Source organism: Vreelandella lionensis, from assembly GCF_044543515.1.
GTDB lineage: Bacteria > Pseudomonadota > Gammaproteobacteria > Pseudomonadales > Halomonadaceae > Vreelandella > Vreelandella lionensis.
In genome coordinates, this window is record NZ_JBITWC010000007.1 from 95,775 (window position 1) to 118,467 (window position 22,693).

General features: G+C 56.9%; 20 protein-coding genes. 11 read left to right on the forward strand and 9 right to left on the reverse strand.

Translation table 11 applies throughout. The annotated features are described in order from the left end of the window. The first annotated feature begins 38 nt into the window (after window positions 1–38). On the forward strand, window positions 39–1,676 hold the full coding sequence (locus tag ACIGG6_RS06020; protein ID WP_399843165.1) for a murein L,D-transpeptidase: 1,638 nt from the start codon (window positions 39–41) through the stop codon (window positions 1,674–1,676). Between the two features lie 79 nt (window positions 1,677–1,755). Here ACIGG6_RS06020 and ACIGG6_RS06025 read toward each other — a convergent pair whose 3' ends face one another. Next, entirely contained in the window at window positions 1,756–3,462 is a 1,707-nt protein-coding gene (locus ACIGG6_RS06025; RefSeq protein WP_399843168.1) for a peptidoglycan DD-metalloendopeptidase family protein, read from the reverse strand. A gap of 593 nt (window positions 3,463–4,055) precedes the next feature. On the opposite strand from ACIGG6_RS06025, the gene ACIGG6_RS06030 reads away from it, so the two are divergent. Beyond that, window positions 4,056–4,976 (forward strand): LysR family transcriptional regulator, encoded by a 921-nt coding sequence (locus tag ACIGG6_RS06030; protein WP_253503949.1) that lies wholly within the window; start codon window positions 4,056–4,058, stop codon window positions 4,974–4,976. 81 nt (window positions 4,977–5,057) lie between these two features. Continuing rightward, a complete protein-coding gene (locus tag ACIGG6_RS06035; RefSeq protein WP_253503953.1) occupies window positions 5,058–6,050 on the forward strand; it encodes a glutathione S-transferase family protein in 993 nt (330 codons plus the stop codon). An 89-nt stretch (window positions 6,051–6,139) separates the two neighbouring features. On the opposite strand, the gene ACIGG6_RS06040 is transcribed toward ACIGG6_RS06035, so the two are convergent. Together ACIGG6_RS06040 and ACIGG6_RS06045 are read right to left on the reverse strand one after the other, a co-directional pair. Next, window positions 6,140–6,622, reverse strand: a complete 483-nt coding sequence (locus ACIGG6_RS06040) for a PRC-barrel domain-containing protein (protein ID WP_083025134.1) — start codon at window positions 6,620–6,622, stop codon at window positions 6,140–6,142. Between the two features lie 101 nt (window positions 6,623–6,723). Continuing rightward, complete coding sequence (locus tag ACIGG6_RS06045; protein WP_253503956.1) at window positions 6,724–6,921, reverse strand: CsbD family protein; 198 nt, start codon at window positions 6,919–6,921, stop codon at window positions 6,724–6,726. A gap of 519 nt (window positions 6,922–7,440) precedes the next feature. On the opposite strand from ACIGG6_RS06045, the gene ACIGG6_RS06050 reads away from it, so the two are divergent. Together ACIGG6_RS06050 and nfi are read left to right on the forward strand one after the other, a co-directional pair. Then, the gene (locus ACIGG6_RS06050) at window positions 7,441–9,153 is read left to right on the forward strand and encodes a DEAD/DEAH box helicase (protein ID WP_399843172.1); all 1,713 of its coding nucleotides are present in this window, start codon (window positions 7,441–7,443) and stop codon (window positions 9,151–9,153) included. A 141-nt stretch (window positions 9,154–9,294) separates the two neighbouring features. Continuing rightward, window positions 9,295–9,984 (forward strand): deoxyribonuclease V, encoded by a 690-nt coding sequence (gene nfi / locus ACIGG6_RS06055; RefSeq protein WP_253503962.1) that lies wholly within the window; start codon window positions 9,295–9,297, stop codon window positions 9,982–9,984. Here nfi and ACIGG6_RS06060 read toward each other — a convergent pair. Further along, on the reverse strand, window positions 9,981–10,691 hold the full coding sequence (locus ACIGG6_RS06060) for a glutamine amidotransferase (protein ID WP_399843174.1): 711 nt from the start codon (window positions 10,689–10,691) through the stop codon (window positions 9,981–9,983). The genes nfi and ACIGG6_RS06060 overlap by 4 nt on opposite strands. A gap of 112 nt (window positions 10,692–10,803) precedes the next feature. Between ACIGG6_RS06060 and tpx the strand changes: the two genes are divergently transcribed. Next, window positions 10,804–11,307 carry a thiol peroxidase gene (gene tpx / locus ACIGG6_RS06065; RefSeq protein ID WP_054645311.1) on the forward strand — a complete coding sequence of 168 codons (504 nt, stop codon included), beginning with the start codon at window positions 10,804–10,806 and terminating at the stop codon, window positions 11,305–11,307. Here the strand turns inward: tpx and ACIGG6_RS06070 are convergent. Both ACIGG6_RS06070 and ACIGG6_RS06075 read right to left on the reverse strand, forming a co-directional pair. Beyond that, entirely contained in the window at window positions 11,297–11,980 is a 684-nt protein-coding gene (locus ACIGG6_RS06070; protein WP_399843177.1) for a gamma-glutamyl-gamma-aminobutyrate hydrolase family protein, read from the reverse strand. The two genes, tpx and ACIGG6_RS06070, sit on opposite strands and share 11 nt — an antisense overlap. Window positions 11,981–12,027: 47 nt before the next feature. Next, the gene (locus ACIGG6_RS06075) at window positions 12,028–13,035 is read right to left on the reverse strand and encodes an amidoligase family protein (protein WP_253503965.1); all 1,008 of its coding nucleotides are present in this window, start codon (window positions 13,033–13,035) and stop codon (window positions 12,028–12,030) included. 126 nt (window positions 13,036–13,161) lie between these two features. Between ACIGG6_RS06075 and ACIGG6_RS06080 the strand changes: the two genes are divergently transcribed. Beyond that, window positions 13,162–15,588: a mechanosensitive ion channel domain-containing protein gene (locus ACIGG6_RS06080; protein ID WP_399843180.1), complete on the forward strand. Its 2,427-nt coding sequence runs from the start codon at window positions 13,162–13,164 to the stop codon at window positions 15,586–15,588. On the opposite strand, the gene ACIGG6_RS06085 is transcribed toward ACIGG6_RS06080, so the two are convergent. Both ACIGG6_RS06085 and ACIGG6_RS06090 read right to left on the reverse strand, forming a co-directional pair. Continuing rightward, on the reverse strand, window positions 15,505–15,936 hold the full coding sequence (locus ACIGG6_RS06085) for a hypothetical protein (protein ID WP_399843182.1): 432 nt from the start codon (window positions 15,934–15,936) through the stop codon (window positions 15,505–15,507). The two genes, ACIGG6_RS06080 and ACIGG6_RS06085, sit on opposite strands and share 84 nt — an antisense overlap. Before the next feature lie 32 nt (window positions 15,937–15,968). Further along, window positions 15,969–16,976 carry a DnaJ domain-containing protein gene (locus ACIGG6_RS06090; RefSeq protein ID WP_399843184.1) on the reverse strand — a complete coding sequence of 336 codons (1,008 nt, stop codon included), beginning with the start codon at window positions 16,974–16,976 and terminating at the stop codon, window positions 15,969–15,971. 111 nt (window positions 16,977–17,087) lie between these two features. Here ACIGG6_RS06090 and ACIGG6_RS06095 point away from each other — a divergent pair, with 111 nt between their 5' ends. Next, a complete protein-coding gene (locus ACIGG6_RS06095) occupies window positions 17,088–18,518 on the forward strand; it encodes a hypothetical protein (protein WP_399843187.1) in 1,431 nt (476 codons plus the stop codon). Between the two features lie 138 nt (window positions 18,519–18,656). Beyond that, window positions 18,657–19,346, forward strand: a complete 690-nt coding sequence (locus ACIGG6_RS06100) for a CBS domain-containing protein (RefSeq protein ID WP_399843188.1) — start codon at window positions 18,657–18,659, stop codon at window positions 19,344–19,346. 117 nt (window positions 19,347–19,463) lie between these two features. Here ACIGG6_RS06100 and ACIGG6_RS06105 read toward each other — a convergent pair whose 3' ends face one another. After that, window positions 19,464–20,588 carry an aminotransferase class V-fold PLP-dependent enzyme gene (locus tag ACIGG6_RS06105; RefSeq protein ID WP_399843190.1) on the reverse strand — a complete coding sequence of 375 codons (1,125 nt, stop codon included), beginning with the start codon at window positions 20,586–20,588 and terminating at the stop codon, window positions 19,464–19,466. A 239-nt stretch (window positions 20,589–20,827) separates the two neighbouring features. On the opposite strand from ACIGG6_RS06105, the gene ACIGG6_RS06110 reads away from it, so the two are divergent. Next, window positions 20,828–21,607, forward strand: coding sequence for a ThuA domain-containing protein (locus tag ACIGG6_RS06110; protein ID WP_399843193.1), 780 nt, complete (start codon window positions 20,828–20,830; stop codon window positions 21,605–21,607). Then, the gene (locus ACIGG6_RS06115; protein ID WP_399843195.1) at window positions 21,604–22,653 is read left to right on the forward strand and encodes a Gfo/Idh/MocA family protein; all 1,050 of its coding nucleotides are present in this window, start codon (window positions 21,604–21,606) and stop codon (window positions 22,651–22,653) included. The genes ACIGG6_RS06110 and ACIGG6_RS06115 overlap by 4 nt, the downstream gene beginning before the upstream one ends. Window positions 22,654–22,693 lie beyond the last annotated feature (40 nt).

The window sequence follows — 22,693 nt, forward strand, 5'->3', positions numbered from 1 at the left end:
CCACACCACAACGCTGCATAGTAACGCAAGGAGAGGCGATGAACGACAATCAGCCACTAAGACGATGGGCGATAGGGGCAGCGCTCTGTCTGACGCTGACCTACCCACTGATGGCCACCGCAAGCGAACCCGCTAGCGAAGCGTTACAGCAAGCGCTGACACAACGCATTCAGCAAAGCGGAGAAGCGCTGCCGGTAGAGTCGTTTTACCAACTGAGGGATGGGCAGCCTGCTTGGCAGGCTATCAACCGTGTTGAAGCGCTGGTCAGCGCATTGAATAGCCTCGTGGATGACGGTTTAACGCCGAGTGATTATCAAGCCGCTTCTCTGTTGGATGATTTTCAGCTTAGTCAGCAGCTAGATGCCCAAGCGAAAGCAAGTTTCGATGTGCGCGCTACCCGTTCGCTGCTGTTAGCACTGGATCATTTATCGCTAGGTAAAGTGAATCCAAAAGACGTCGAGCCCAACTGGGACTTGCCACGCCCTGAGCGGAGTTATGCACTTCCTCGGGTAGTGCAGGCGGTTGAAGAGGGTGATGTGCATCAGGCGCTGGCTTTCGCTCGCCCCGCATCTCCTGAGTATGCTCAGCTGCGCGAAGCGTTGACGCATTACCGCCGTTTGGCAGAGCAGGGCAGCGTGCCTTACTTACCGGGGCGTGAGGAGTCGCTGCGTCCCGGCGATATTGATGACGACGTTCAAACGCTACGCCAGCGCCTGACACTCTGGGGGGAGCCGCATCTGTTAGCGGCGGATAGCAGCGCTTACCCTATGATTGGGGCGCAGTCTGCCGGCGGCGACCATCGCGCCTTTGATAGTGAGGTAGAGCGGGCGGTGATGCGTTTTCAGCGGCGTCACCAGCTACAAGAGGATGGCGTGGTTGGCGAGCGCACCCGCTTGGCGCTCAATATGCCGGTAACTGCGCGTATTGATCAACTGCGCGTTAATCTGGAGCGTGCCCGCTGGATTCGGCCGATACAGCAGTCTGAGCCTCGGGTATGGGTCGATATCGCGGGCTATCGGTTGCACTATGTTCGCCCTAACGGCCAGCACTGGGATACCCGTGTGGTAGTGGGGACACCCAGCCGTGAAACGCCGATTATTCACTCCTCCATCAGCCATTTAACAGTTAATCCGAGCTGGACGATTCCGCCTACGATTATGCGTGAAGATGTGCTGCCACGGGTTCGCCAGGATGTGGACTATCTAACGCGACAGAATATTCAGGTCGTGAGCCTAGCCGGTGAAACGTTGGATGCCCAAACGATTGATTGGCAGCGCCCTGGTGGGGTGATGCTTCGTCAGGTATCGGGCAGCAGTAACCCACTTGGGCGTGTAGTGGTGCGCTTTCCCAATAACGATATGATTTACTTGCACGATACCCCGGCTAGAGGGCTTTTTCAGCGGGATCAGCGGGCGCTGAGTTCCGGGTGTGTCCGTGTGGAAGGCGTAACGGAGTTCGCGCAACTGTTGCTGCAAGATAGCGGTAGCCGCTACCAGCTCAGCTCGTTGATCAATAGTGGCCGCAGTGACCGTAACGTTAGCTTGCCCACGCGTATTCCTGTGGCACTGCACTATTTGACTGCTTGGCCTAATAGCCAAGGAGAAGTGGTGTTCAGAGAGGATGTCTACCGCCGCGATGCCGCGCTACTAGCCGCGCTCTCTACCGGAACGGCATAGCAAGCGCTGCTTGAAGCCAACGATAAAAAAGCCGCCCCTGCGTGTGGGCGGCTTATTGCGTTAGCGCTGATAAAAGAGATTACTGAACGCTTTCGTCACTCTCATCAGCGCGCTGGTTGTTAGCGACGCTAATGTTGCCTGTCTCACCACTTTCAAGCGCGGCTAGCATAGGCTCTGCTTGGCGCTGGAAAGCAATTAGCGTATCGCCACTTAGGCTGGTGTTTTCCGGTAGCTCTACGGTCATCGCGTTGACTGGCGTGTTATTCACGATGACTTCGTAGTGCAGGTGAGGGCCGGTGCTGCGCCCAGTGTTACCAGACAATGCAATACGCTCACCCATCGTTATACGCTCGCCTTGGCTAACCAGGGGCTGGGAGAGGTGCAGATAGCGAGTGCGGTAGCCGTTATCGTGGCGTACAACAATGTAACGCCCTGCTGCATGGTGATTGCCGACACGCTCAACACGGCCATTGGCTGGCGCTGTGATGGGCGTGCCAATGGGCATCGCAAAGTCGGTGCCGTTGTGCGGGCTAACGCGACCGGTGACCGGGTGCAGGCGGCGCGGGTTAAAGTTGGAGCTCAGGCGATAGCTGCCTTCAAACGGACGGCGCGCAAATGCAGGGTCGAGGCTGCTGCCTTCTGGGGTATAAAAGTTATCATCGTTGGCGTTGCGAACTACGGTTAGGTCCATCCGATCACCATCGTACTTCACTGCCAGTACGCGGGAGTCGAGGGTTTCGCCATCGATCATGTCGGACTCAACCAAGACCTGAAACTGATCCCCCCGGCGGCTGTCGCGACGGAAATCCAGCTTCTTCTCCAGGATGCGCGTCAGCTCGGTGACGGAGCTGCTGCTCAAACCCGTGGCTTGGGCTGAGCGAGCAAAGCTGCCGCTCACGTTACCAGCATAAAGGCGCTGTACCGGCTCACCTTGGCGCTCAATCGCTGTAATAGCATAGTGGTCGCTGTCGCGCTCAAGCAGAACCCCTTCGCGGGTGTTCTTCATCATGCGCAGAGCTAGCAGCTGGCCCTCTTCATCCAACTGGTAATCGAAGCTGTGGCCCGCTCTCCAGTGAGTCAGCATGCGCGGGTCCGGTAGGTCATCTAGTAGTGCTAATACTTCGCTGTAACCCAGGCCCAGCTCATTTTGCGCCAGCACGGCAAAGGTTTCACCGGATTCAACGATGTGTGTTTCCCACTCAGGAACAAATGGCTCGTCTGCCGCGAGTTCTAGTTCAAGGAAAGAGACATCGTCGTAAAGTTCTACGCCATAATCTTCATAAGAAGTAGCATCATAAGAAGTGGCATCAGCGATTTCGACGGGTTCGTCGACATTGAGCATGCCGCTTGTAATTGTGCCTAACACGATGGCCATATGAAGGGCACCGTCATCCAGTGCCCCCTCGTGCAGCGCTACCTGAGATTGGGCATCGCGTGGCTCAGCTTCACTCGCCATAGAGGCTTCTGCGCTGGTAATCACGTCGAGATCAACGATCTCGGTGGCAGCTAATTCACTTAAGGGGATATGTTCCCGGGTAGCGTCGAGCGCGCGCGAGGCACGGTCAATCGCTTCTGCAACGGGCGCTCGCTCTTGGCGAAGCGAAGGCACGCCCGGGGCAGAATCACTGGGAAGCGGAACTAACACGCTTTCCAGCGGAGTCTGGGGTTGGTTTAAATCGTGGTACGTGGTGATAAGTTTCTGTGCGCCCAGCACGGTGACCATGGTGGCCACGGGTAACAGTAATAATTTATGCGTGCGGGGCAGCGAATGAAGGATTCGCAACATGGGTAAATGGGCCGCCGAGTTCGTGAAATAAAAGTAACATGATAGTAAGCAAACTCGGGAACCATACCCCATGGAGGCAGGAGTGAATAGACTGTATATCTATACACAAAACATACTTCCGCCAAAAAGCGGAATTATTCAACTTGGGTGAGGATTTATGAACGCCGTTTGCTAACAAAAGTAACGTTGAACGTGCATGCTGGTGTGCGACGGCCCTCATTATTTTGCCCTTAACCATAGACGAAAGTTAGGCATTGCGAAAGCTGCTATACAGCTTGCGTCTAATTTAAAAGACTTTTATCTCTTTTTGCGACTTTAATGAGCAGCCAAACAGGGTCTGAGCGAGAGGATCTACACCACGTTAGCAGCCTATACGATGATCATTACTCAAATAATTGAGGCAGCGTTAAAGATAACGAACAGGTTTTTTGTAATTTTTTGTATTTTTGGCGAGTGAGCTTTTGTCTTAGCGCGCTGCCGTTTACGCAGTGTTTGTCAGCGAACGAGTACTCGACGCTATTTCCTGGCATTCTAGTGGTATTTTTTCGAAGATGAAGTGGGTTGTTTCGCTGTATGGCGTCGAGGAAATCGAAATGTCTCGGGTAACACTAGCGCAGTGGCAGATGCTGGCCGCCGTGGTGGATCACGGTGGATTCGCACGGGCGGCAGAGGCTATCCACAAAAGTCCCTCCACGCTTAATCATGCGGTCCATAAATTAGAAGAGCAGTTGGGTATTCAGGTGCTTGAGCCGGTAGGTCGACAGGTGCGCCTAACAGAAGCAGGCGAGCTGCTGCTTCGCCGTGCGCGCCAATTGATCGAGAGTGCGGCGTCACTGGAAGATGTAGCGTCGCGGCTTGCGGCGGGTTTAGAGGCTGAAGTGGTGGTGGCCATCGACCAAATTTTTCCTGCGGCTGCTCAGGCAAAAGCGTTGGAGCGCTTCTCTGACACCTACCCGCAGGTCAGAGTGCAGCTTCACGAGAGCGTGCTCAATGGCGGTACTGAAATGCTCTACGACGGCCGGGCGGACTTGGTGATTTCTGGCATCGAAGCGCAGGGATTTCTGGGGGAGCCGCTAGTGAATGTGCGTTTTGTGGCCGTCGCGCATCCACGCCATGCGCTGCATCAGTTGGGGCGCTCGCTGGATTTGCGCGACTTGGCGCAGCATCGACAGTTAGTGGTGCGCGACTCGGCGCTACGACAGTCTACCAACGCTGGCTGGTTAAAAGCCGAGCAGCGCTGGACGGTCGGGCATGTGAGTACCTCGCTGGATATGCTGCTGCGCGGGCTAGGGTTTGCCTGGATACCGGAAACGCGTATTGCCGATGAGTTGGCCAGCGGTCAGTTGAAGCCGCTGCCGCTAAGCGCCGGGGGTATACGCGAAGTCCCCGTTCAATTGATCTTCCGTGACCGTGACCGCGCAGGCCCCGCGGCCCATGCCATGGCGGCAGCGTTAAAGCGGGCAGTAAAAGAAGTCTGCGAGCAACGTTCGATTCCCTCGAATGAACAGCCGTAAAACATGCGCTTGAGCCTGAACCAGTCGGGGGTATGCTGAACGTCAATCACAGTATAAAACGTTCAACGTAGGAGACGCCTGATGGGACTGCTTGTAAACGGTGAGTGGGTAGACCAGTGGTATGACACCAAAAAGCATGGCGGTGAGTTTGTACGTGAGTCCGCGCAACTGCGCGATTGGGTGGGCAGTAGTGAAGAGTCGCAAGGCGACAGTTATCCGGCCCAAGCGGATCGCTACCACCTTTATGTATCGCTCGCCTGCCCCTGGGCGCACCGTGCGCTGATCATGCGCAAACTGAAAGGTCTGGAACCGTTGATAGGTACTTCTCACGTTAGCCCGCTGATGCTGGGCAACGGTTGGACATACCATCAAGACGAAGGCGCCAGCGGCGATCCGATCAATCACGCTGAGTTTCACCACCAGCTCTATACCATGACCAACCCGACCTACACTGGGCGGGTCACGGTGCCGGTATTGTGGGATAAACAGCGCAGCGCGATTATCAATAACGAATCCGCTGATTTGCTGCGTATCTTCAACCGAGCCTTCGATGAGCTGACAGGCAATAACCTGGATTTCTACCCAGAAGATCTGCGCAGCGTCATCGACGAAGTAAATGATGACGTATACGACCATATCAATAATGGCGTTTACAAATCCGGGTTCGCCACCGAGCAGCAGGTGTATGAGAAGCACGTGACCGCACTCTTTGATGCGTTAGAGCGTATTGAGAAGCGACTGGCAGAGCATCGCTACCTAGCGGGGGAGTGGCTCACCGAAGCGGATATTCGCCTCTTCACAACGCTAATTCGCTTTGACGCGGTCTACTTTGGCCACTTCAAGTGTAATTTCAAACGCATTGAAGATTACCCGAATCTTTCCAACTACGTGTGTGAGCTTTACCAGTGGCCGGGCGTGGCGGAGACCGTCAATATGGATCATATCAAGCGACACTACTATTACAGCCACGACACGATTAATCCCACGCGTATTGTACCAGCAGGCCCGCTACTGGACTTTATGCGCCCGCACGACCGGGAGCGTTTGCCGGGGCAGGGGATACGACGCCGCTAAGCCGCTAAATGCTGTACGCTATGTACGAAAAAGGGCCACCCGCTTGGGTGGCCCTTTTCTATATTGCTGTGTATCAGCAAATAAGCGTGTTACTCATTGGCATCTACTGCTTCACGAGTAGACTGCCAAGCGCTCTGTGCACCTTCTTTAGTGGTTTGCCAAGCATCGCGTGCGTTCGCTTTGGTTTGTTCCCACCAGTCGCGATCATACGTTGGGAAAGACTCCACTTCTTCAGATGTAGCTTCCAACATGATGCGATGCTCAGTGTCGCCATCGTTTTCAGTATGTGTCTCAAGCGTAAATTGGTCAGTGTTCACTACAATTTCGCGTCCGCCTAAGCCAAGTACAGCGCCACTCTCGATTACGAGGGCTGAAATACGCATCTCTTCGTCAAACAAAATGTCATCGACTTCGCCAATCTCTTCGCCTGACCCATTGGCAAAGAACACTTCTGCATCAAGGATATCATCGGCAGAGTACATACCCTGCGGCTCTGTTTGCGCCTGAACATTAAAGGCCATACCGCCAAGCAGTGCCGTTGTAATTGCAGTCGTGAGGATTGATTTACGCATAGCTTCTCTCCATGTGGCTATAAAAGTAGCGTTTTAACGCTAACAATGAAGGTGGTTCGCTTTAGCTGCCGAGCATCGTATGCCAGCAGAGGGTGGTGACCTTAGAGCCCGTTCGCCCAATCATCGGCACGGCGCTCCGCCTCTTCGCGTTCCAGGCCATATTTCTGCTGTAGCTTACCAACCAGTTGATCTTTCTTGCCGCCAATTTGCGACAACTCATCATCTGTCAGTTCGCCCCAGCTAGCGCGAGCTTTACCCTTCATTTCAGTCCATCTGCCTTCAATCTGATCCCAGTTCATGTGCATCACTCCTTGAAGTTTGTGAACGTCATCAGGCACCTCTCAGGTTAGACGACCTATACACAAGTGCAAGCTCGGGTATTGATATGGATTAAATTAAAAAGGCTGGTCAGAACCTATCGGCAGTGTTAGGATGCGCCCTCCTCGCATGTGTTGACCCCTCCATCATGACGATAAACGTTCTTCGCTGTCGCTGAGCCTCAATAGCCACGCTAAGCAGAAACGTTTGCGGGAACATCTCACCAGTTGCAGATGTTCATTGCTGTGAAGATGGCGCGCCTCCAGCATTTCACCAAACGGGTGAAATCGGCGCAGAAGGTCGCCACAGCGGTTGGCCCGCAAGTGCGGTGTTGCCAACCGAATGCTAGGTGCGACCGGCGTCTCCGACTCCACTGATGACGATATCCGCTATGCGGACCCTTGTTCTTTTGTTGCGCACCGTTACGCGCAGCATGAAACAGAGTCAGAGACGCTTACGATGTTTTTTGCCGGTACAGCCGGCCTACCAAGGTGTGATTAATGACCTCGACTTCTGTCGCCTCGCCGAGCTTCGGCGATCTGGCTCTTTTGCCTGCCGTTCTGTCTGCTGTTGAAGCACAGGGCTATGAAATTCCTTCGCCTATTCAGGCGCAGACGATTCCTGCGTTGCTGGAAGGCCGCGATATGCTGGGCCAAGCACAAACCGGTACCGGCAAAACTGCTGCCTTCGCACTGCCGCTGCTGTCGCGTCTCGATATGCAGCGCCGCGAGCCTCAAGTACTGGTGCTTGCACCTACCCGCGAACTTGCTCAGCAGGTCGCTGTTTCCTTTAGTAAATATGGTCAAAACCTGCAGGGCTTAGAAGTTGCTACCCTGTGCGGTGGTCAAGAGTACCGTGAGCAGTTAGGCGCGCTGAAGCGTGGTGCCCAAGTGGTAGTGGGCACGCCGGGCCGCGTGATTGACCACCTGGATCGTGGCAGCCTGAAGTTAGATGGCCTGTCTGCGCTGGTGCTGGACGAAGCCGACGAAATGCTGCGCATGGGCTTTATCGACGACGTAAAACGCGTGGTTGCCGATACCCCGAAAGATGCTCAGCGTGTGTTCTTCTCGGCGACCCTGCCGACTGAAATTGAGCGCATTGTTAACCGTTATTTGGTTAACCCGGTGAAGGTAGCGATTGAGTCGCGCACCACCACGGGTGAAAACATCGAACAGCGCATTGTTCGCGTTGACGGTGGCGCTAAGCTGGAAGCCGTGGCACGTATCCTAGAAGTTGAGCCGGTAGATGCCGCGATCGTCTTCGTACGTACCCGTGCTGCCTGTACCACGCTGGTTGAGCAGTTAACGGCCCGTGGTGTGAACGCAGCGGGCCTGTCGGGTGACCTGGATCAGAGCCTGCGTGAGCGCACGATTACCCGCTTGAAGCGTGGCAAAGTGGACGTGCTGATTGCGACTGACGTTGCTGCCCGTGGTCTTGACGTTCCGCGTATTACGCACGTCATCAACTACGACCTGCCGCAAGATGCTGAAGCCTACACCCACCGTATCGGTCGTACCGGTCGTGCGGGCCGTAGCGGCATCGCAATCACTTTCGCGGGCTTCCGTGAAGGTCGCAAAGTGGGCTGGATGGAGCAGGCAACCGGTCAGAAAATGACTGAAATGCCGCTGCCTGACGAAGCCGCTATTCGCGCCCACCGTGATGAAGTGTTCCATCATCGCGTTGTTGCCGCGCTGACGAAAGGTGCAGAAGAGCAGCGCGCACTGGTCGAGCGTTTGGTGGAAGAGGGTCACGATGCCGTTGAGCTAGCCTGCGCGTTTGCCGCCATGGCCCGCGCCGACGAAGCGCCGATTGGCCGCCTGCAGGCGCCGCGTAAAGAGCGCGCACCGCGTGATGGCGCTCCGGGCAAGCCGGGCGGTGCTCGTCGCGAGCGCTCCAGCGCGCCCAGCGAAGGCATGACCCGCTACCGTGTTTCCGTTGGCCATAAAGACGGCGTCAAGCCGGGTCAACTGGTCGGCGCGCTGGCGAACGAAGGCGGCATTGAAGGCGCACGTATCGGTCGTATCGATATTCGCAACGCTTTCTCGGTCGTTGAACTGCCTAGCGGTCTGCCTTCCACGATTCTAGCGAAAATGGCTCGTGCCCGTGTGGCCGGTCGCCCGCTGGAAATCAGCGAAGACCGTGCGCCTGAGCGTGCACCGCGCCGCCGTCGTGACGATGGTGACGCGCCGGTTCGCCGCCGCGAACGTGCGTAACTCAGTCTTGGGCGCTTAACATCGCCTAACGCTTGAGTCACGTCGATCCCCCTATGCCACTGGCCTCGTGCCAACTGGCGTAGGGGGATTTTTTTTGGCTACGCTATACGTACCTCACTTTGATAGTCACAAGGAGCCTGCATGGACGCTGCGCTACACGAATGGAGCCTGTCACCCAAACAGGCGATTGCGCTGCAGTCACAACTCGCCCAGCAGTTAGAGAGCCGTGACCGCATCAACCCGGTGACGTATATCGCGGGGGTAGACATTGGCTTTGAAGAGGGCGGGGCGGTGACGCGGGCGGCAGTGGTGGTGTTGCAGTGGTTGCCAGAAGAGGCTCCGCATCTACCGGTGGTCGAGCAAGTGGTGCATCGCGAACCCACACGCATGCCCTATATTCCAGGGCTACTCTCCTTTCGCGAAATCCCCGCTGCGCTAGGTGCGTTTGCCAAGCTCAAGACTCAGCCACAGCTGGTGATGGTCGATGGCCAAGGCATCGCCCACCCCAGGCGGCTAGGGGTCGCGGCACATCTAGGGCTTTGGCTTGATCTACCTACCATCGGTATCGCCAAGTCACGGTTGACTGGTAAGCATGCAGAGGTTGGTGAAGCGCGGGGCGATTGGGTACCGCTCATGGCCGGGCAAGAGGTGATTGGTGCCGTACTACGCTCGCGGGCGAACGTAAAGCCGGTATTCGTCTCGCCAGGGCATCGGCTTTCGCTGGATACCTCCCTTGAGTGGGTAATGCGCTGCCTGGGCCCAACCAAGCTGCCTGAGCCGACCCGCTTGGCAGATCGGCTGGCATCGCGGCGAGATCAAAAGAAGCGTTAAATAAAGCCGATGAAACGCTGCAGCAGACTGGTCGCCTCTGGCGTCTCAATAATCTCACTCAGCAGTTGGTCTGGGTTGTCACCCTGGTCACGCAGGGCAGCGCGCTGGCGCTCAATGTAGGCGCGCATGACGGGCGGTGAAAACTCGGGGTGAAACTGCACGCTCCATTGGCGCGGCCCGTAGCGTAGCGCTTGGTGGGCGTCGTGGCAGTTGTGGGCCAGAATAGTAGCGCCATGAGGAAGCTGCATCACCGACTGAGCGTGGGTGAGGTGGGCAGGAAAGTGCCCAGGTAGTTGGCTAAAGAGCGGGTCTTGCTGGCCTGCCTGGGTTAAGCGTACCGTCCGCGTGCCCGATTCTCGGCCAGCGGGGTGATAGTCGCTAATACCGCCAAACGCCGCCGCCATTAGCTGATGACCATAACAAACGCCCAGCAGCGGCAGGTTATCGGCTAGTGCCTGCTGCAGCCAGGGCTTAAGCGCCTCGCTCCAGGGGGGCTGCTCGCTCACCATGCTGTGCGAACCGGTAATCACTGCCCCTGCAATGTCGTCGGGAGGTGTCGCCGTCAGCCGCGCGTCCCACACCTTTAGAGTTAACTGCTCGGGTAGCGCATCGTTCAGCCGCCGGATAAACAGCTGCTCAAAATCACCGTGTTGGTCGACCACTTCAGGGAAGGCGTCACCGGTTTTAATAATGACTAAAGAGGCCATGGCATTCTCGTTATCGTGTCGCGGCGGTGGAAAGATAGCCGAATCAGGTCATTACGCTGTAAGCTGAAACGTCTTGTTTAATTACCGTTTTACCATACATTAGGAGCTTGATATGCAACAGATTACTCGTGCAGGGCAGCCGATAGATGTAGCAGGTACTCTACCTGTCGTTGGGCAAGCTGCCCCGGCGATGACGCTGACCAACAGCGACCTGGAAGATGTCACGCTGGACACCTACCAAGGCAAACGTAAAGTGTTGAACATTATACCCAGTGTGGACACGCCCACCTGTGCGATGTCTACCCGGCGGTTTAATGAGCTGGCCTCCAGCCTGCAAGATACCGTTGTACTGGTAGTCTCGGCTGACCTGCCGTTCGCCGCCAAGCGCTTCTGCGGAGCCGAAGGGCTGGATAACGTTGAGACGCTCTCCACCTTCCGCCATCGGGAGTTCCAGGAAGCCTGGGGCGTGGCGCTGTGTAACAACAGCATGGAAGGGCTGTGTGCCCGCGCGGTCGTCGTACTGGATGCGGACAACCGCGTGCTACATAGCGAGCTGGTAAGCGAGCTGAAAGACGAGCCGGATTACGAAGCGGCTCTCGCGGTGCTCAACGGCTAATTCGTTCGCGCCCTTGTTGGGCAGCCCCCACCAGCGCGCTAATCAAGCGCTGCTGGGGGCGGTTGAAAATCAGCCACTCGGGGTGCCACTGTACACCAATCAGAAAGTCGTGAGCTTCGGACTCGATCCCCTGTACCAGTCCATCTCTGTCTCTCGCGACGATTTTAATGCCTTTTCCCGCCTGGTTAACGGCCTGGTGATGTAGGCTATTCACACGGCACCAAGTCACTCCCAGCAGTTGATACAGTTGGCTGTCTCCGGCGATATCCACCGTTTTACGCGGCAGCACGGTGCGACGCCGCTTCAACCCTTCATGGGTTGTGTAAATATCGGGGTCCAGCGTGCCACCCAAATGTACGTTAATTAACTGAGCGCCCCGGCAGATGCCAAGCACCGGTGTGTTTTGCGGAATGAACCGATTCAACAAGCTCAATTCTAACTCGTCCCGGGCGGGGTCCAAGCGCACGTCGAGTTGGACTTCGCCGCCGTACAGTTGCGCTTGAATATCATCGCCGCCGCCGATGATCAGCCCATCCAGGTGCTCGGGCAGAGGGCGAGAGGGCGACAGACGTAGCGGTTTGCCGCCGTGACGCCATACGGCAAACCAGTCAAAGCACCAGGCAAGCTGGCTTTTACGATCCGAGGTGGTAATTCCGATGAGTGGTCGAGGCATGCAGGCGGCGTCTCGTCTTTCCAGTAGGGTGAAGGGTGAGCGTCGTTTTAAGAAGCGCTAAATGGCCTCAGTAGCTTAGTTTTTAAGCGGGCCCACCATGGCTTGCTATGCTCGTCGATGTACTCATCGCAGCGCGCCCGCAATACTTGGTCGTCAGCAGCCAGCTTCTCTACCTCTACCCAGCGGTTCCACTCCACCACTGACCCCCAGCCCGGCTGAGAGAGCTGCGCATTAGGTAAGCGGTAGTGAAAGGTCGGGCGCGGTTTGGTGAGCTCGCCATGCAGCAGCTCGTGGGGGTGGTCGGGGCGCAAATAGGCAAACAGCGGGAGCAGATCCAACTCCCGATTACGAGTCGGGTTATAGTGTAAATAGTCGTCGATAAAGGTATCTAGATCCGGTTGGTAGCGGACGTCCAGCACCTTCAGGGCATACTCTTTGTGAAACGGGTTGGCGTGAGGCAGCACTTCGCGGGTGATATCCACCTTAATTTCTTCACGCAGCCAATTGGCCAGCAGCAGGTAGGCGCGCATCATGGCGAGCAGGTACTCCACCTCCTGGCTTTCCACCTCAGGGTTCAGGTGTAGTCCAAAACCATAGAGCAGGCTGGCATCGGTGCCTTTGGCGCCTTTTTCCCGCAGCGTTTCAAAGAGCGTATCGAGTGTTTCTAGCTCGTCCCAAGGAATAGGCGGGCAGACGATTTCGGTGGGCACCAAGCCGGTCACCATATCGCCGATCAGCTCGCGGGTTTTTTGGTGAAACTCTACTCGCCGCTGGTGCTGCTGGCGCGCCCATTCACTGTCGCTTTCATGGTGCTCTTCCAGCAGTGCTTTATCAGGGTGGGCGTATTGGGTATCCAGCTCAATGCCAAACTCTCCCCAACGTGTGCCTTCCACCTGTAGCCGATGAGGGCTGACCACGTTAAGCTCCCCACCAAATAGCGTGCGCACCAGCTCAGCCGTCTCGCGGGGCGGTAGCCCGGCAAACTCGATTTCAACGCCGACGCAGCGTGTTTGGCCATCTTTATTTACGCGTTTGGGTGGGGCTTGCAGCGTCATCTCGGTATCCTTGAGAGGAACGTTTGAAGGGTCAGCCTATCATAGTCACGCGTTGAGGCTGAGCGTAATCAACGAAGTAAATGTTAATCACCGGTACCTGTGGCCGGTCTATGTCGGGAGTGACGTGTGCGACAGCACTGGATAACCAAAATCATCGTAGGCGTAGTGCTCAGCATGCTGCTCAGCGCGGCGGCACTGGCGCAGAGTGTTTCCTTGCCTAACCTGACGGGTGGCGACTCGTCGGAACAGGCCGAGGTAAGTAACGAAGATTTTCAGCGCTCGCTTAGCGATGTGATCTCCATGCTCGAAAACGAGCAGCAGCGTACTGCGCTACTTGAGTCGCTGCGGGAGCTTCAGGTAAGCACCGATGCGGTCGAAGACGAGGGCGTGGTAAGGCAAGGCCTGCTAGGTGCACTGGCCGATACGCTAACCGACATTGGCGAACAGGCCCAGGCTGGTGATTCACCGATTGACGAGTGGTCACGCCAGCTAGTGCAGGGGGCGGATGACTTACGCGCTTTAAATGATGGCGCTGACCAAGGGGAGGCCATTCGCGCGGTGGCCGACGGCGCCGTGCTGGCCTTTGTATGGAGCGCGCTGTTGGTAGTGATGATTGCCTTTGGCCGCTTAGTCGCCACGCGTCGCCACTGGCCGTTGGATCTTCCCCGCGACCCCAAAGCGTGGCTACTGGCGGTGCACTTTTTACGTCGCATGCTGCCGTGGACGCTGTCATTTGCCATTACGCTCGGTATTGGTCAAATCCTGCCTTACAGCCCAGGGCGTGCCGTGGTGCTGGTGGTGGCATATATCTGCCTATGTGGCCGCGCGCTCTCGGTAGTGTTTGAGACCGTGATCGCCTTCTTCAGTCGGGGCCATCGCTTCCCTGCGGTGCAGGTGCTACAGCATAAAGCGCTGCGTGGCCTGTTTGTGATTGGCGCGTTGATTGCTCTGGGCGATGCGGTGAACTCCACGCGCTTAGTAGAACTACTGGGCGCAGAGCTTTCCGGCTTGGTATCGGTGCTGGCGAATATGCTGGCAGCGCTGCTATCGGCGCGCTTTATCTTTAAGTTTCAGCGCCCCATACGTCATCTGATTTGCAACCGGCCCTACAAGCAGCGCCGGGATGCCAGCGCCGCTGTTGAGATGATTCGTGCCCTGGGCGGGCTTTGGCATATCCCCGCGCTATTGATGGTGGGCGGCTCGCTGCTGGCGATTTTTATTACCGTGGGCGATGTGGGCACGGCCCTGGCACGCTCGATTGTCTCTGCCAGCCTGCTGGTATTAACGCTAGTGGTCACTGGGCTGTTGCGTCGGCAATCAGAGCGGCTTAATAAACGCCGTCATCGCCGTCGTTTTAGCCAGTACCGCAAGCGTTTAGAGCGCTTTGGCTTTGTGCTGGCGCATATCTGCGCGTGGATGGTGTTTGCCGAGCTCTCCATGCAGGTATGGGGAGGGTCGCTGTTTGGGCTGGGGCAGCAGGCCGTGGCGAGCGCCCGGATCGGGCAAGCGCTGGTGAGCCTTGGTGCTACGATTTTGCTGGCCTGGCTGGTATGGATTTTTGCCGATACGGCCATTCAGCGGGCGTTGACGTCGTCGGCTCGCTCCCGCGGGCGGCGCGTGAACCAGGCGCGGGCGCAAACCATTACGCCGATGATTCGCAACGTGATTTTTGTCGCTATTTTGATCATCGCGGTGATTGCGGGGCTAGCCAACCTTGGGGTGAACGTCACGCCACTGCTGGCGGGTGCCGGTGTGATCGGTCTGGCGATTGGTTTTGGTGCCCAAACCCTGGTGCAGGATTTAATCACCGGTATTTTTATTCTGATTGAAGACTCGTTGGCGGTGGATGACTTTGTGCAAATCAACGGCCATATGGGCACAGTAGAAGGGTTAACACTGCGCACCGTGCGGCTTAGAGACCTGGATGGCGTGGTGCATATCATCACCTTTAGCCGCATTGAGTCGATCCACAATATGTCCCGTCAGTTCGGCATTGCCCTGATGCGTATTCGTATTCCGTTCGATATGAAAATCGACGATGCGATTACCCTCATGCAGGAGACCGCCCAGGAGCTGCGTAAAGACCCGATGATGCGCCACTATATTTGGTCGCCGCTGGAGATGCAGGGCGTGCAGGGCTTTGAAGAGGGCTGCCCGATTTTGCGGATGCGCTTTCGCACCGCGCCGGAAATGCAGTGGGATGTTTCCCGCGCCTTCAACCTGCTGCTGAAGCAGCGCATGGAAGCACAAGAGATCGATCTGGGCGTACCGCGTTTGAGTGTCAGCATGGAGGCACGCTCTGAGTCGCGTATGGAAGACACCTCCGGCACCGATTTAAGCATGGAGCGGGGCGAGGAGAGCAGCGCTTCTGCACAGGACGAGGCGCATAAAAAGCCTGCGCCGCCGAAGCCCGCACCGCGGCCCACCCAGGCAGAAATACGCCAGGATGAGCGGGAGCGCAACGGTGCTTCAGCCCATTCCAAGCCCCAGGCTCAAGGCAAACCCCAAAGCGAGGCCTATGCCCGCCCCCACGGTGAAAACGGAGATGAGTAACCAAGGCCCGCGCAGGCGACGCCAGCGGTTATAGAGCGAGACCGCGTGGCTGACGCGGTCGACTAGCTCATCGTGGCGGGAGATCGCGTTATCCGGCGGCAGCGAAAAATCATTGGCTACATCGCCCTGCCAGTGGGCGCCATGGGTTAGGCCCAACCGGGCGCGCAGACGTCCAATGTCGCTCAGCGTGTGGTGAAGAGTGTCGTAGGTTTCCCGGTGTGGGGCAACGGCGAGCACTGACGTGGCATCCTGGCGTAGCGCGCTGTTCGGGCAGCGGGCCAGGGCGCTCTTAATCTGCTGGTTGTTGGCATCCGGCGTCAGAGCGAGGCGTTGATACAGGTCGCGCATAATCTAGGTGATCACTCCCCAAGTGGTAACGGTTAATAGGTTTGCATCAGGTAATCATAGGCATTTTTGATACGTTGAAAACGTGCCGACGCCAGCGCTACCTGATGCTCACTTTCGGAATAGAAACGGTCAGGGTGGTGGAGCTGAGCCATGCGCCGATATGCCCGGCGCACGTCAGTTTTGCTGGCACCGGGGGTTAACCCCAGCACGGCCAGGGCGCGGGTAGTGCGGTCAGGTGGCGGCGGGCTGCTGCGCTGATAGTGGCGCTGTCGCGCTTCTTCCTGGCGCGCCTGCTCTTGGCGTTGGCGCTCTTGCCGGGCCTGCTCCTGACGCGCTTGCTCGGCTCTGGCCTTCTCCGCTTTGGCCTGTTCGGCGCTGGACTGCTCCGCCCGCGCTTTGGCACGGCGGGCGTCCTCTTTTTGCTGCTTTTTTTCCTGCTGCTTCTGTTTCTTTTCCTGCTGTTTATCCGTTTTGGCCCGCTGCTGCTGTTCAGCTTGTTCTTGCGATGCCTTCTCGCGTTGGGCGGCGTCGGCCTCTTCTTGCGCCTTCTGGGCGTAATAAGCCGGGTCGTGGGTTTGCCAATAGGCGTCTCGGCTTGGGTCTTCTGGTGGGCGCAAGGGCTGGCCGGTCAGCTCTTGAAAAAGCGTGCCCAAGGTGGCCGGAGCTACGTTTAGCAAGTCGGCTAAAAAACGCAGGATATAATGGTTGGCAAGCGAGATATCACCGTCGTCTGTCGCGACAGTAATCGCCTGGTGCATCACACTCAGGCTACGCTCTTTAGAGCACTCTTTGCGCACTACCTCGGCGGCGAGCTGGATGGCGTGCAGGTCTTGGCTGTGGGCAATGCTCATGACTGGCCCTAGTTCATGCCCGTGGCGAAACTGCGCCGTCACCTGGGCCAAACGGCGACGCCGCTGGCCTTCCGAGACGTGCTGGCGGTGCACCAGCACCCAGCCCAGCAGTAGCAGTGTAGCCGTATCCACTTGGCTGCGGCTTTTGAGCAGCAGCAGCTCAAAGGGTGAAAAACGGGCGATGGACATTCCCTAGCTCCAAGGCGAAGTAGTAAACCGTAGCCTCTGTTTAGCAGACCACTATGGCGAATTAACCATGGTATATCATCGTGTTTGGCAATGAAGTAGGAGATTAGTGAGGTGATCAACGTTGAGCGTAAAAATAGTTTCCAGCTACGCCTGTCGCGGCGGCTAAAGGAAGAAACGTCGCATACGCTTGATGTGTATCTGTTTGTGCCCAAAGAGCTGGGGTTAAGCACCCAAGTCATCTCCGAAGAGGCATTTTACCACGGTGCGATTAGCGTCTCGCGCACCTACTACAGCGATGAATACCATCTGCCGCTGGTCCATAGCCGACTGGCCAGCCGTAACCAGTTGGGCAGCGATTCTTACCGCCTCAGCCTCAGCCTTTACGCCTATCAATACGTGGGTGCATTGGAGCGCACCACGCAACAACTGCTTTCTGATGCCCGTAAACTGCGTCGGGAGCCAGGCGATGACCCCTCCGCTTGGCAAGAGAAAGCCGACGCGCTGAGCGAGCAGCTCGCCGAGATGAGCGATCTCAGTGACGGCATATTAAAACGCCTACGGCGCAATCCGCCCAGTGACGAGCGGCTGTACAAATACTTTGCCAATATCGACAACTACCTCTCCTGGTTTACCGAACAGCAGCTATTAGCCCTAGTCGCGCATATGCCACGGGGCGGGCCGTTTAGTGACATCAAGCGGCGCTTTATTATTATTTGCCAGCGCGAAGGGGAGTACCGCCAAGCGCAGGAGTATAACGCCGAACGGGTGATGGAAGACCCGACCCGTATGTCGAATAAAATGCGCCTGCTGCGGCGCCTGATTGAGCAACCGATCACCCTCAAGCAGCGTGCCCTGGAGCTGGGTAGCGGCGAACAAAAGGCGGTCAAAGCGCTGGCTACGGCGGTGGTGATGGCGTTTGTGTCACTGGGTGTTCTGCAGCTACGCAACGCATTAGGAGATATCACCGCACTGTTTGTGCTGGCCATGGCGCTGCTCTATGCGCTGCGGGAAGTCTTCAAAGATGACCTGCGTAACACGCTATGGCGCTGGCTGCGCCGTGGCCGCCCCAAATGGCGTCGCCAATACATCGACCCCACCCGCAACGCCCTGGTAGGGCGGCAACTTGAGTGGTTCGACTACAAGCGCTATTCCGCTCTGGGTGACGATATTCAGCAGATGCGGCGGCGCACCGTGGCCCAGCGTGACGAGGTGGTGATGCACTATCGCTCCAGCTCGCGCATGTCGCCAACGCGCTTTCTCAGTGGTTATGAACACACCCGAGAAACGCTGCATATCGACCTCTCGATGCTGACCCGCCTAATGAGCAAAGAGAAGCACCACATCTACCGGCTCAAAGATGGTCAGGCGGTGCGCGAGAGTGTGGAGCGGCGCCATCTATTCAACTTGGTAATCCGTGAAACGGGCAGTGAAGATACGCCTTATTTGGCGCGCTGGAAGGTCGTGGTCAGCCGCTCTGGCATCGTCGCGGTGGAAAGAGTCGCGGAGAGCAGCGCTGAACAAAATGGCAATAAACTGCGTTAGATCAAAATAGTCTCAACGCGCGGGCTTAGATACTTAGCTGGTATGGATAAATTTTCTGCAGCGAACTAGTCTAAAAGAATAGGCAGGTGAGTCTTGAAAAGAGGGCTGACTCAAGGGCTGGGCGCAAGGAGGATAACCATGCAAGCTATCGATATCATGACACCCAAAGTGGTAAGTGTAGGACCCGATGCTGAAGTGCGTGACATTGCACAACTGTTGCTCAAACACCGGATCAGTGCGGTTCCCGTGGTAGATGATGAGCACCGGGTGGTTGGGATTGTCAGCGAAGGCGATTTGATGCGTCGGGTAAAAGATGACAGCGAGCATGGCCACTCGTGGTGGTTGACGCTGTTCAGCGGCGGCAAGGATGCTGGCGACTATGTTAAGTCTCATGGTCGTAAAGCCCATGAAGTGATGACCCCGAACCCCATGACCGTTGAAGAGAACACGCCGCTACATACCATTGCCCGGCTGTTAGAAAAGCACCACATTAAGCGCGTGCCGGTTGTGCGTGAAGGCAGGTTAGTGGGCATCGTCAGCCGCGCCAATTTGCTGCAAGGTATTGCCAACGCAGTGGTCGCATCAACGCAGTCGCCTACGGATGACCGCCAGATACGGGAGGCCATTCTGAATGAGGTGGAGCACCACACAGGCGTGCAAACTGCAGGCATCAGTGTGATTGTGGATGGCGGCGTGGTGGCCGTCTGGGGGTTGGTCGAATCCCTTGAGCAGAAACAGGCGGTGACGGTGGCTGCTGAGAACGTGCCGGGCGTTACCCGAGTTGAAAACCACCTGGGCATGATGCCTCGGGGTGTGGGGTATATATAGTCTTTGACAGCGCCTTTCCTGTGGACTGAATACTCCTCTCGTAACCAGACCAATAGTGTTGAGGGAGTCGTTGATCGTGCCCGCTATGCAACTATGCAATAGCGGGCATTTTTTATCTTATAAGACTGCCTTGATCGCCTGTTCTAGGCTCTCCACGCTGCGCTCCGTATGGTGCAGCTTATCCAGCCCAAACAGGCCTATGCGGAAAGTTTGGAAGTTGTCGCCCTCATCGCACATCAGCGGTACACCGCCTGCCACTTGCACGCCCGCCTGGGCAAGCTTGCCCACCAGGCCGCTATCCTCGCTATAGCACACCACTACGCCGGGTGCTTCAAAGCCTGGTGCAGCAACGCTTATAAATCCGTGGCGTTTCAGCATGGCGCGTACTTCACGTCCAATCGCCTGCTGCTCCTCTTTAACTTTGGCAAAACCGTAGTCGCGTGTCTCTTGCATGATATCGCGCAGTGTTCGCAAGGCATCTGTGGGCATAGTGGCATGATAAGCGTGCCCACCGTTCTCATAGGCCTGCATGATGCTATGCCACTTGCTCAGGTCACAGGCGAAGCTATTGCTCTGGGTCTCGTTCAAGCGCTGGGTGGCACGCTCTGAGAGCATCACCATGGCGCAGCAGGGGGACCCACTCCATCCTTTCTGCGGCGCACTCACTACCACATCAATGCCCAGTGCCTGCATATCTACCCATAGGGTACCAGCAGCAATGGCATCCAATACGAACAGGCCACCTACCGCGTGAGTTGCCTGCGCTAGCGCCTGAATATAGTCATCTGGAAGCAGCAAGCCTGCGGAGGTTTCGACCTGAGGCGCAAATACTACTGCGGGTTGCTCGCTGTGAATTCGCGCAACGGCCTCGTCAATGGGCACTGGCTGAAAGGAGGAGTGTGGCTCAACGGCATTCAGGCGTCGTGCTTTAAGTACGGTGTGCTGTTCAGTTAAGCGACCCATTTCAATAATTTGCGTCCAGCGATAGCTAAACCAGCCGTTGCGGATGACCAGCGTTTTCTGGTCAAGAGCAAACTGACGCGCCACTGCTTCCATACCAAAGGTGCCGCTACCGGGCACGATGACCGCCGCGTGTGCGTTATACACCTCTTTCAACGTGGCAGAAATATCGCGCATCACCGTTTGAAACTGTTGTGACATGTGATTCAAGGAGCGGTCCGTGTAGACCACTGAGTACTCAAGCAAGCCGTCGGGATCGACGTTGGGCAGTAAACCAGCCATGGCGTTCTCCTACTGTTAGAACAGTTAGTTATTCACTCTAAAGCGCGTGGTTACGTCTCAGAATACGGATAACCTCGCCGCGATGCCAATAGTGTTCATCACCAGGATATACGCATAGATATGACTAAAGTTGCATTTTAGTAAACGTTTACGTGTTGGCCGTAAACGTTTACTTTAACGCTTGAGGCTCTAATTAATGCCCTTTTGATTCAACTGCCAGAGCTGTATGAGGAGAACAGATGACCCTTAACGTCACCGTGTGGGGCGAAAACGTCCACGAGCAAACCAACGAGGTGGTAGCACGCATTTACCCAACCAGCATGCACCAGTGCATCGCCGACGGTTTGAATGAGTCAGAGGCGCTGTCCGCCACCGCCGTCACGCTGCAAGACCCAGAACAAGGGCTCAGCGAGGAGACACTGGAGAATACCGACGTGCTGCTATGGTGGGGCCACGCTGCCCACGGCGACGTGCTGGAAGAGACCGTTGATCGGGTGCAAAAACGCGTGCTGCAGGGCATGGGCTTGATCGTGCTGCACTCCGGCCACTACTCCAAAATCTTCAAACGGCTGATGGGGACTACCTGCTCGCTGAAATGGCGAGAAGCCGGTGAGCGTGAGCGCCTTTGGGTCGTTAATCCTGGCCACCCCATCGTGCAGGGCCTAGGGGATTATCTGGAGCTGCCCCATACCGAAATGTACGGCGAGCCATTTGCGGTACCCAACCCGGACGAAGTGATTTTCATCAGCGCTTTCGAGGGCGGCGAAGTGTTCCGCTCCGGCCTGACCTACAAGCGTGGCAACGGCAAGATTTTCTACTTCCGCCCTGGCCATGAAACTTACCCGATCTACTACGACGAGCAGGTGAAGCGGGTACTCAAAAATGCCGTTGTCTGGGCGCAGCCGGAAGGCTCCCGTTGGATCGACAGCTGCCCCAACGTGCCCGCCGACCAGGCGCCCAACCCGGTCGAGATCAAAGGCGAAAGCCTGCACAAACCCGGCGAGGAGGGCTTCAAATGATCCGTGTAGCGATTATTGGCGCAGGCAGCATGGCGGGCGAGCACGCCAAGCACTACGGCCGCATCGAAGGCGTTGAAGTAGTCGCCGTCTGCGACCAAGATTTCCCCAAAGCGCAAGCATTTGCCGAGCGCCATGGCATTGCCGATGTGTATCAAGACCTGGACGCCATGCTGGCCCGGGATGATATCCACGCGGTGAGCAACGTCACCCCGGATGGTGTTCACAAGGTCACGTCGCTGGCCGCCATTGCTGCAGGCAAACATATCCTGTGTGAAAAGCCCCTGGCCACCAACGCCGAGGATGCCCATGAGATGGCCACCGCCGCCCAGGCCGCCAACGTCATCAACATGGTCAACTTGAGCTACCGGGATGCCCCCGCTATTCAGCACGCCCGCGCGCTCGTTACCGGCGGCGCCATTGGCACCGTGCGCCATGTGGACGCCAGCTACCGCCAAAGCTGGCTGGTCAGCAACGCCTGGGGCCGCTGGGACCAGGAGAGCCAGTGGCTATGGCGGCTCTCGGAAGCCCACGGTAGTCAAGGCGTGCTGGGCGATGTTGGTGTGCACATCGTCGATTTCGCCAGCTTCCCGGTGGGCGATATCACTCGCGTGAACTGCGAGCTGACCTGCTTCGATAAAGCGCCGGATAACCGCATTGGCGACTACGTGCTGGACGCCAACGACACCGCGCTAATGCGCGTGCGCTTTGCTAATGGTGCTATGGGGACCATTCAGGCGACCCGCTGGGCTACCGGCCATCACAACTCGCTAACGCTGAGCGTTCACGGCGATAAAGGCGCCATCCGCGTAGACTTGGACACCTCCAAAGATGAAGTACAGGTGTGCCTGAACGATGATGTGCATCCCGCCCGCTGGAGCACGGTTAAAGCGCCGCCTACGCCCAGCATTTATCAGCGCTTTATCGAGAGCATTCGCACGGGGGAGAACGACCAGCCTGATTTTGCCCGCGGTGCGGCCATTCAAACCGTGCTGGACGCCTGCTTTGTCTCCAACCTGGAAGACCGCAGCATGGCGATTGCCAGCTAACGAGTTTGTTTCATCACGCATCTTTATACGTAAGACACCC

Excerpts from the sequence above, each read along its gene's own strand:
- ACIGG6_RS06105 (WP_399843190.1), bottom strand. The coding sequence starts at position 20,588 with ATGGCTGGTTTACTGCCCAACGTCGATCCCGACGGCTTGCTTGAGTAC.
- ACIGG6_RS06040 (WP_083025134.1), bottom strand. The coding sequence starts at position 6,622 with ATGCGTAAATCAATCCTCACGACTGCAATTACAACGGCACTGCTTGGC.
- ACIGG6_RS06030 (WP_253503949.1), top strand. The coding sequence starts at position 4,056 with ATGTCTCGGGTAACACTAGCGCAGTGGCAGATGCTGGCCGCCGTGGTG.
- ACIGG6_RS06115 (WP_399843195.1), top strand. The coding sequence starts at position 21,604 with ATGATCCGTGTAGCGATTATTGGCGCAGGCAGCATGGCGGGCGAGCAC.
- nfi (WP_253503962.1), top strand. The coding sequence starts at position 9,295 with ATGGACGCTGCGCTACACGAATGGAGCCTGTCACCCAAACAGGCGATT.
- tpx (WP_054645311.1), top strand. The coding sequence starts at position 10,804 with ATGCAACAGATTACTCGTGCAGGGCAGCCGATAGATGTAGCAGGTACT.
- ACIGG6_RS06050 (WP_399843172.1), top strand. The coding sequence starts at position 7,441 with ATGACCTCGACTTCTGTCGCCTCGCCGAGCTTCGGCGATCTGGCTCTT.
- ACIGG6_RS06025 (WP_399843168.1), bottom strand. The coding sequence starts at position 3,462 with ATGTTGCGAATCCTTCATTCGCTGCCCCGCACGCATAAATTATTACTG.
- ACIGG6_RS06035 (WP_253503953.1), top strand. The coding sequence starts at position 5,058 with ATGGGACTGCTTGTAAACGGTGAGTGGGTAGACCAGTGGTATGACACC.
- ACIGG6_RS06060 (WP_399843174.1), bottom strand. The coding sequence starts at position 10,691 with ATGGCCTCTTTAGTCATTATTAAAACCGGTGACGCCTTCCCTGAAGTG.
- ACIGG6_RS06100 (WP_399843188.1), top strand. The coding sequence starts at position 18,657 with ATGCAAGCTATCGATATCATGACACCCAAAGTGGTAAGTGTAGGACCC.
- ACIGG6_RS06110 (WP_399843193.1), top strand. The coding sequence starts at position 20,828 with ATGACCCTTAACGTCACCGTGTGGGGCGAAAACGTCCACGAGCAAACC.
- ACIGG6_RS06090 (WP_399843184.1), bottom strand. The coding sequence starts at position 16,976 with ATGTCCATCGCCCGTTTTTCACCCTTTGAGCTGCTGCTGCTCAAAAGC.
- ACIGG6_RS06020 (WP_399843165.1), top strand. The coding sequence starts at position 39 with ATGAACGACAATCAGCCACTAAGACGATGGGCGATAGGGGCAGCGCTC.
- ACIGG6_RS06085 (WP_399843182.1), bottom strand. The coding sequence starts at position 15,936 with ATGCGCGACCTGTATCAACGCCTCGCTCTGACGCCGGATGCCAACAAC.
- ACIGG6_RS06070 (WP_399843177.1), bottom strand. The coding sequence starts at position 11,980 with ATGCCTCGACCACTCATCGGAATTACCACCTCGGATCGTAAAAGCCAG.
- ACIGG6_RS06075 (WP_253503965.1), bottom strand. The coding sequence starts at position 13,035 with ATGACGCTGCAAGCCCCACCCAAACGCGTAAATAAAGATGGCCAAACA.
- ACIGG6_RS06045 (WP_253503956.1), bottom strand. The coding sequence starts at position 6,921 with ATGAACTGGGATCAGATTGAAGGCAGATGGACTGAAATGAAGGGTAAA.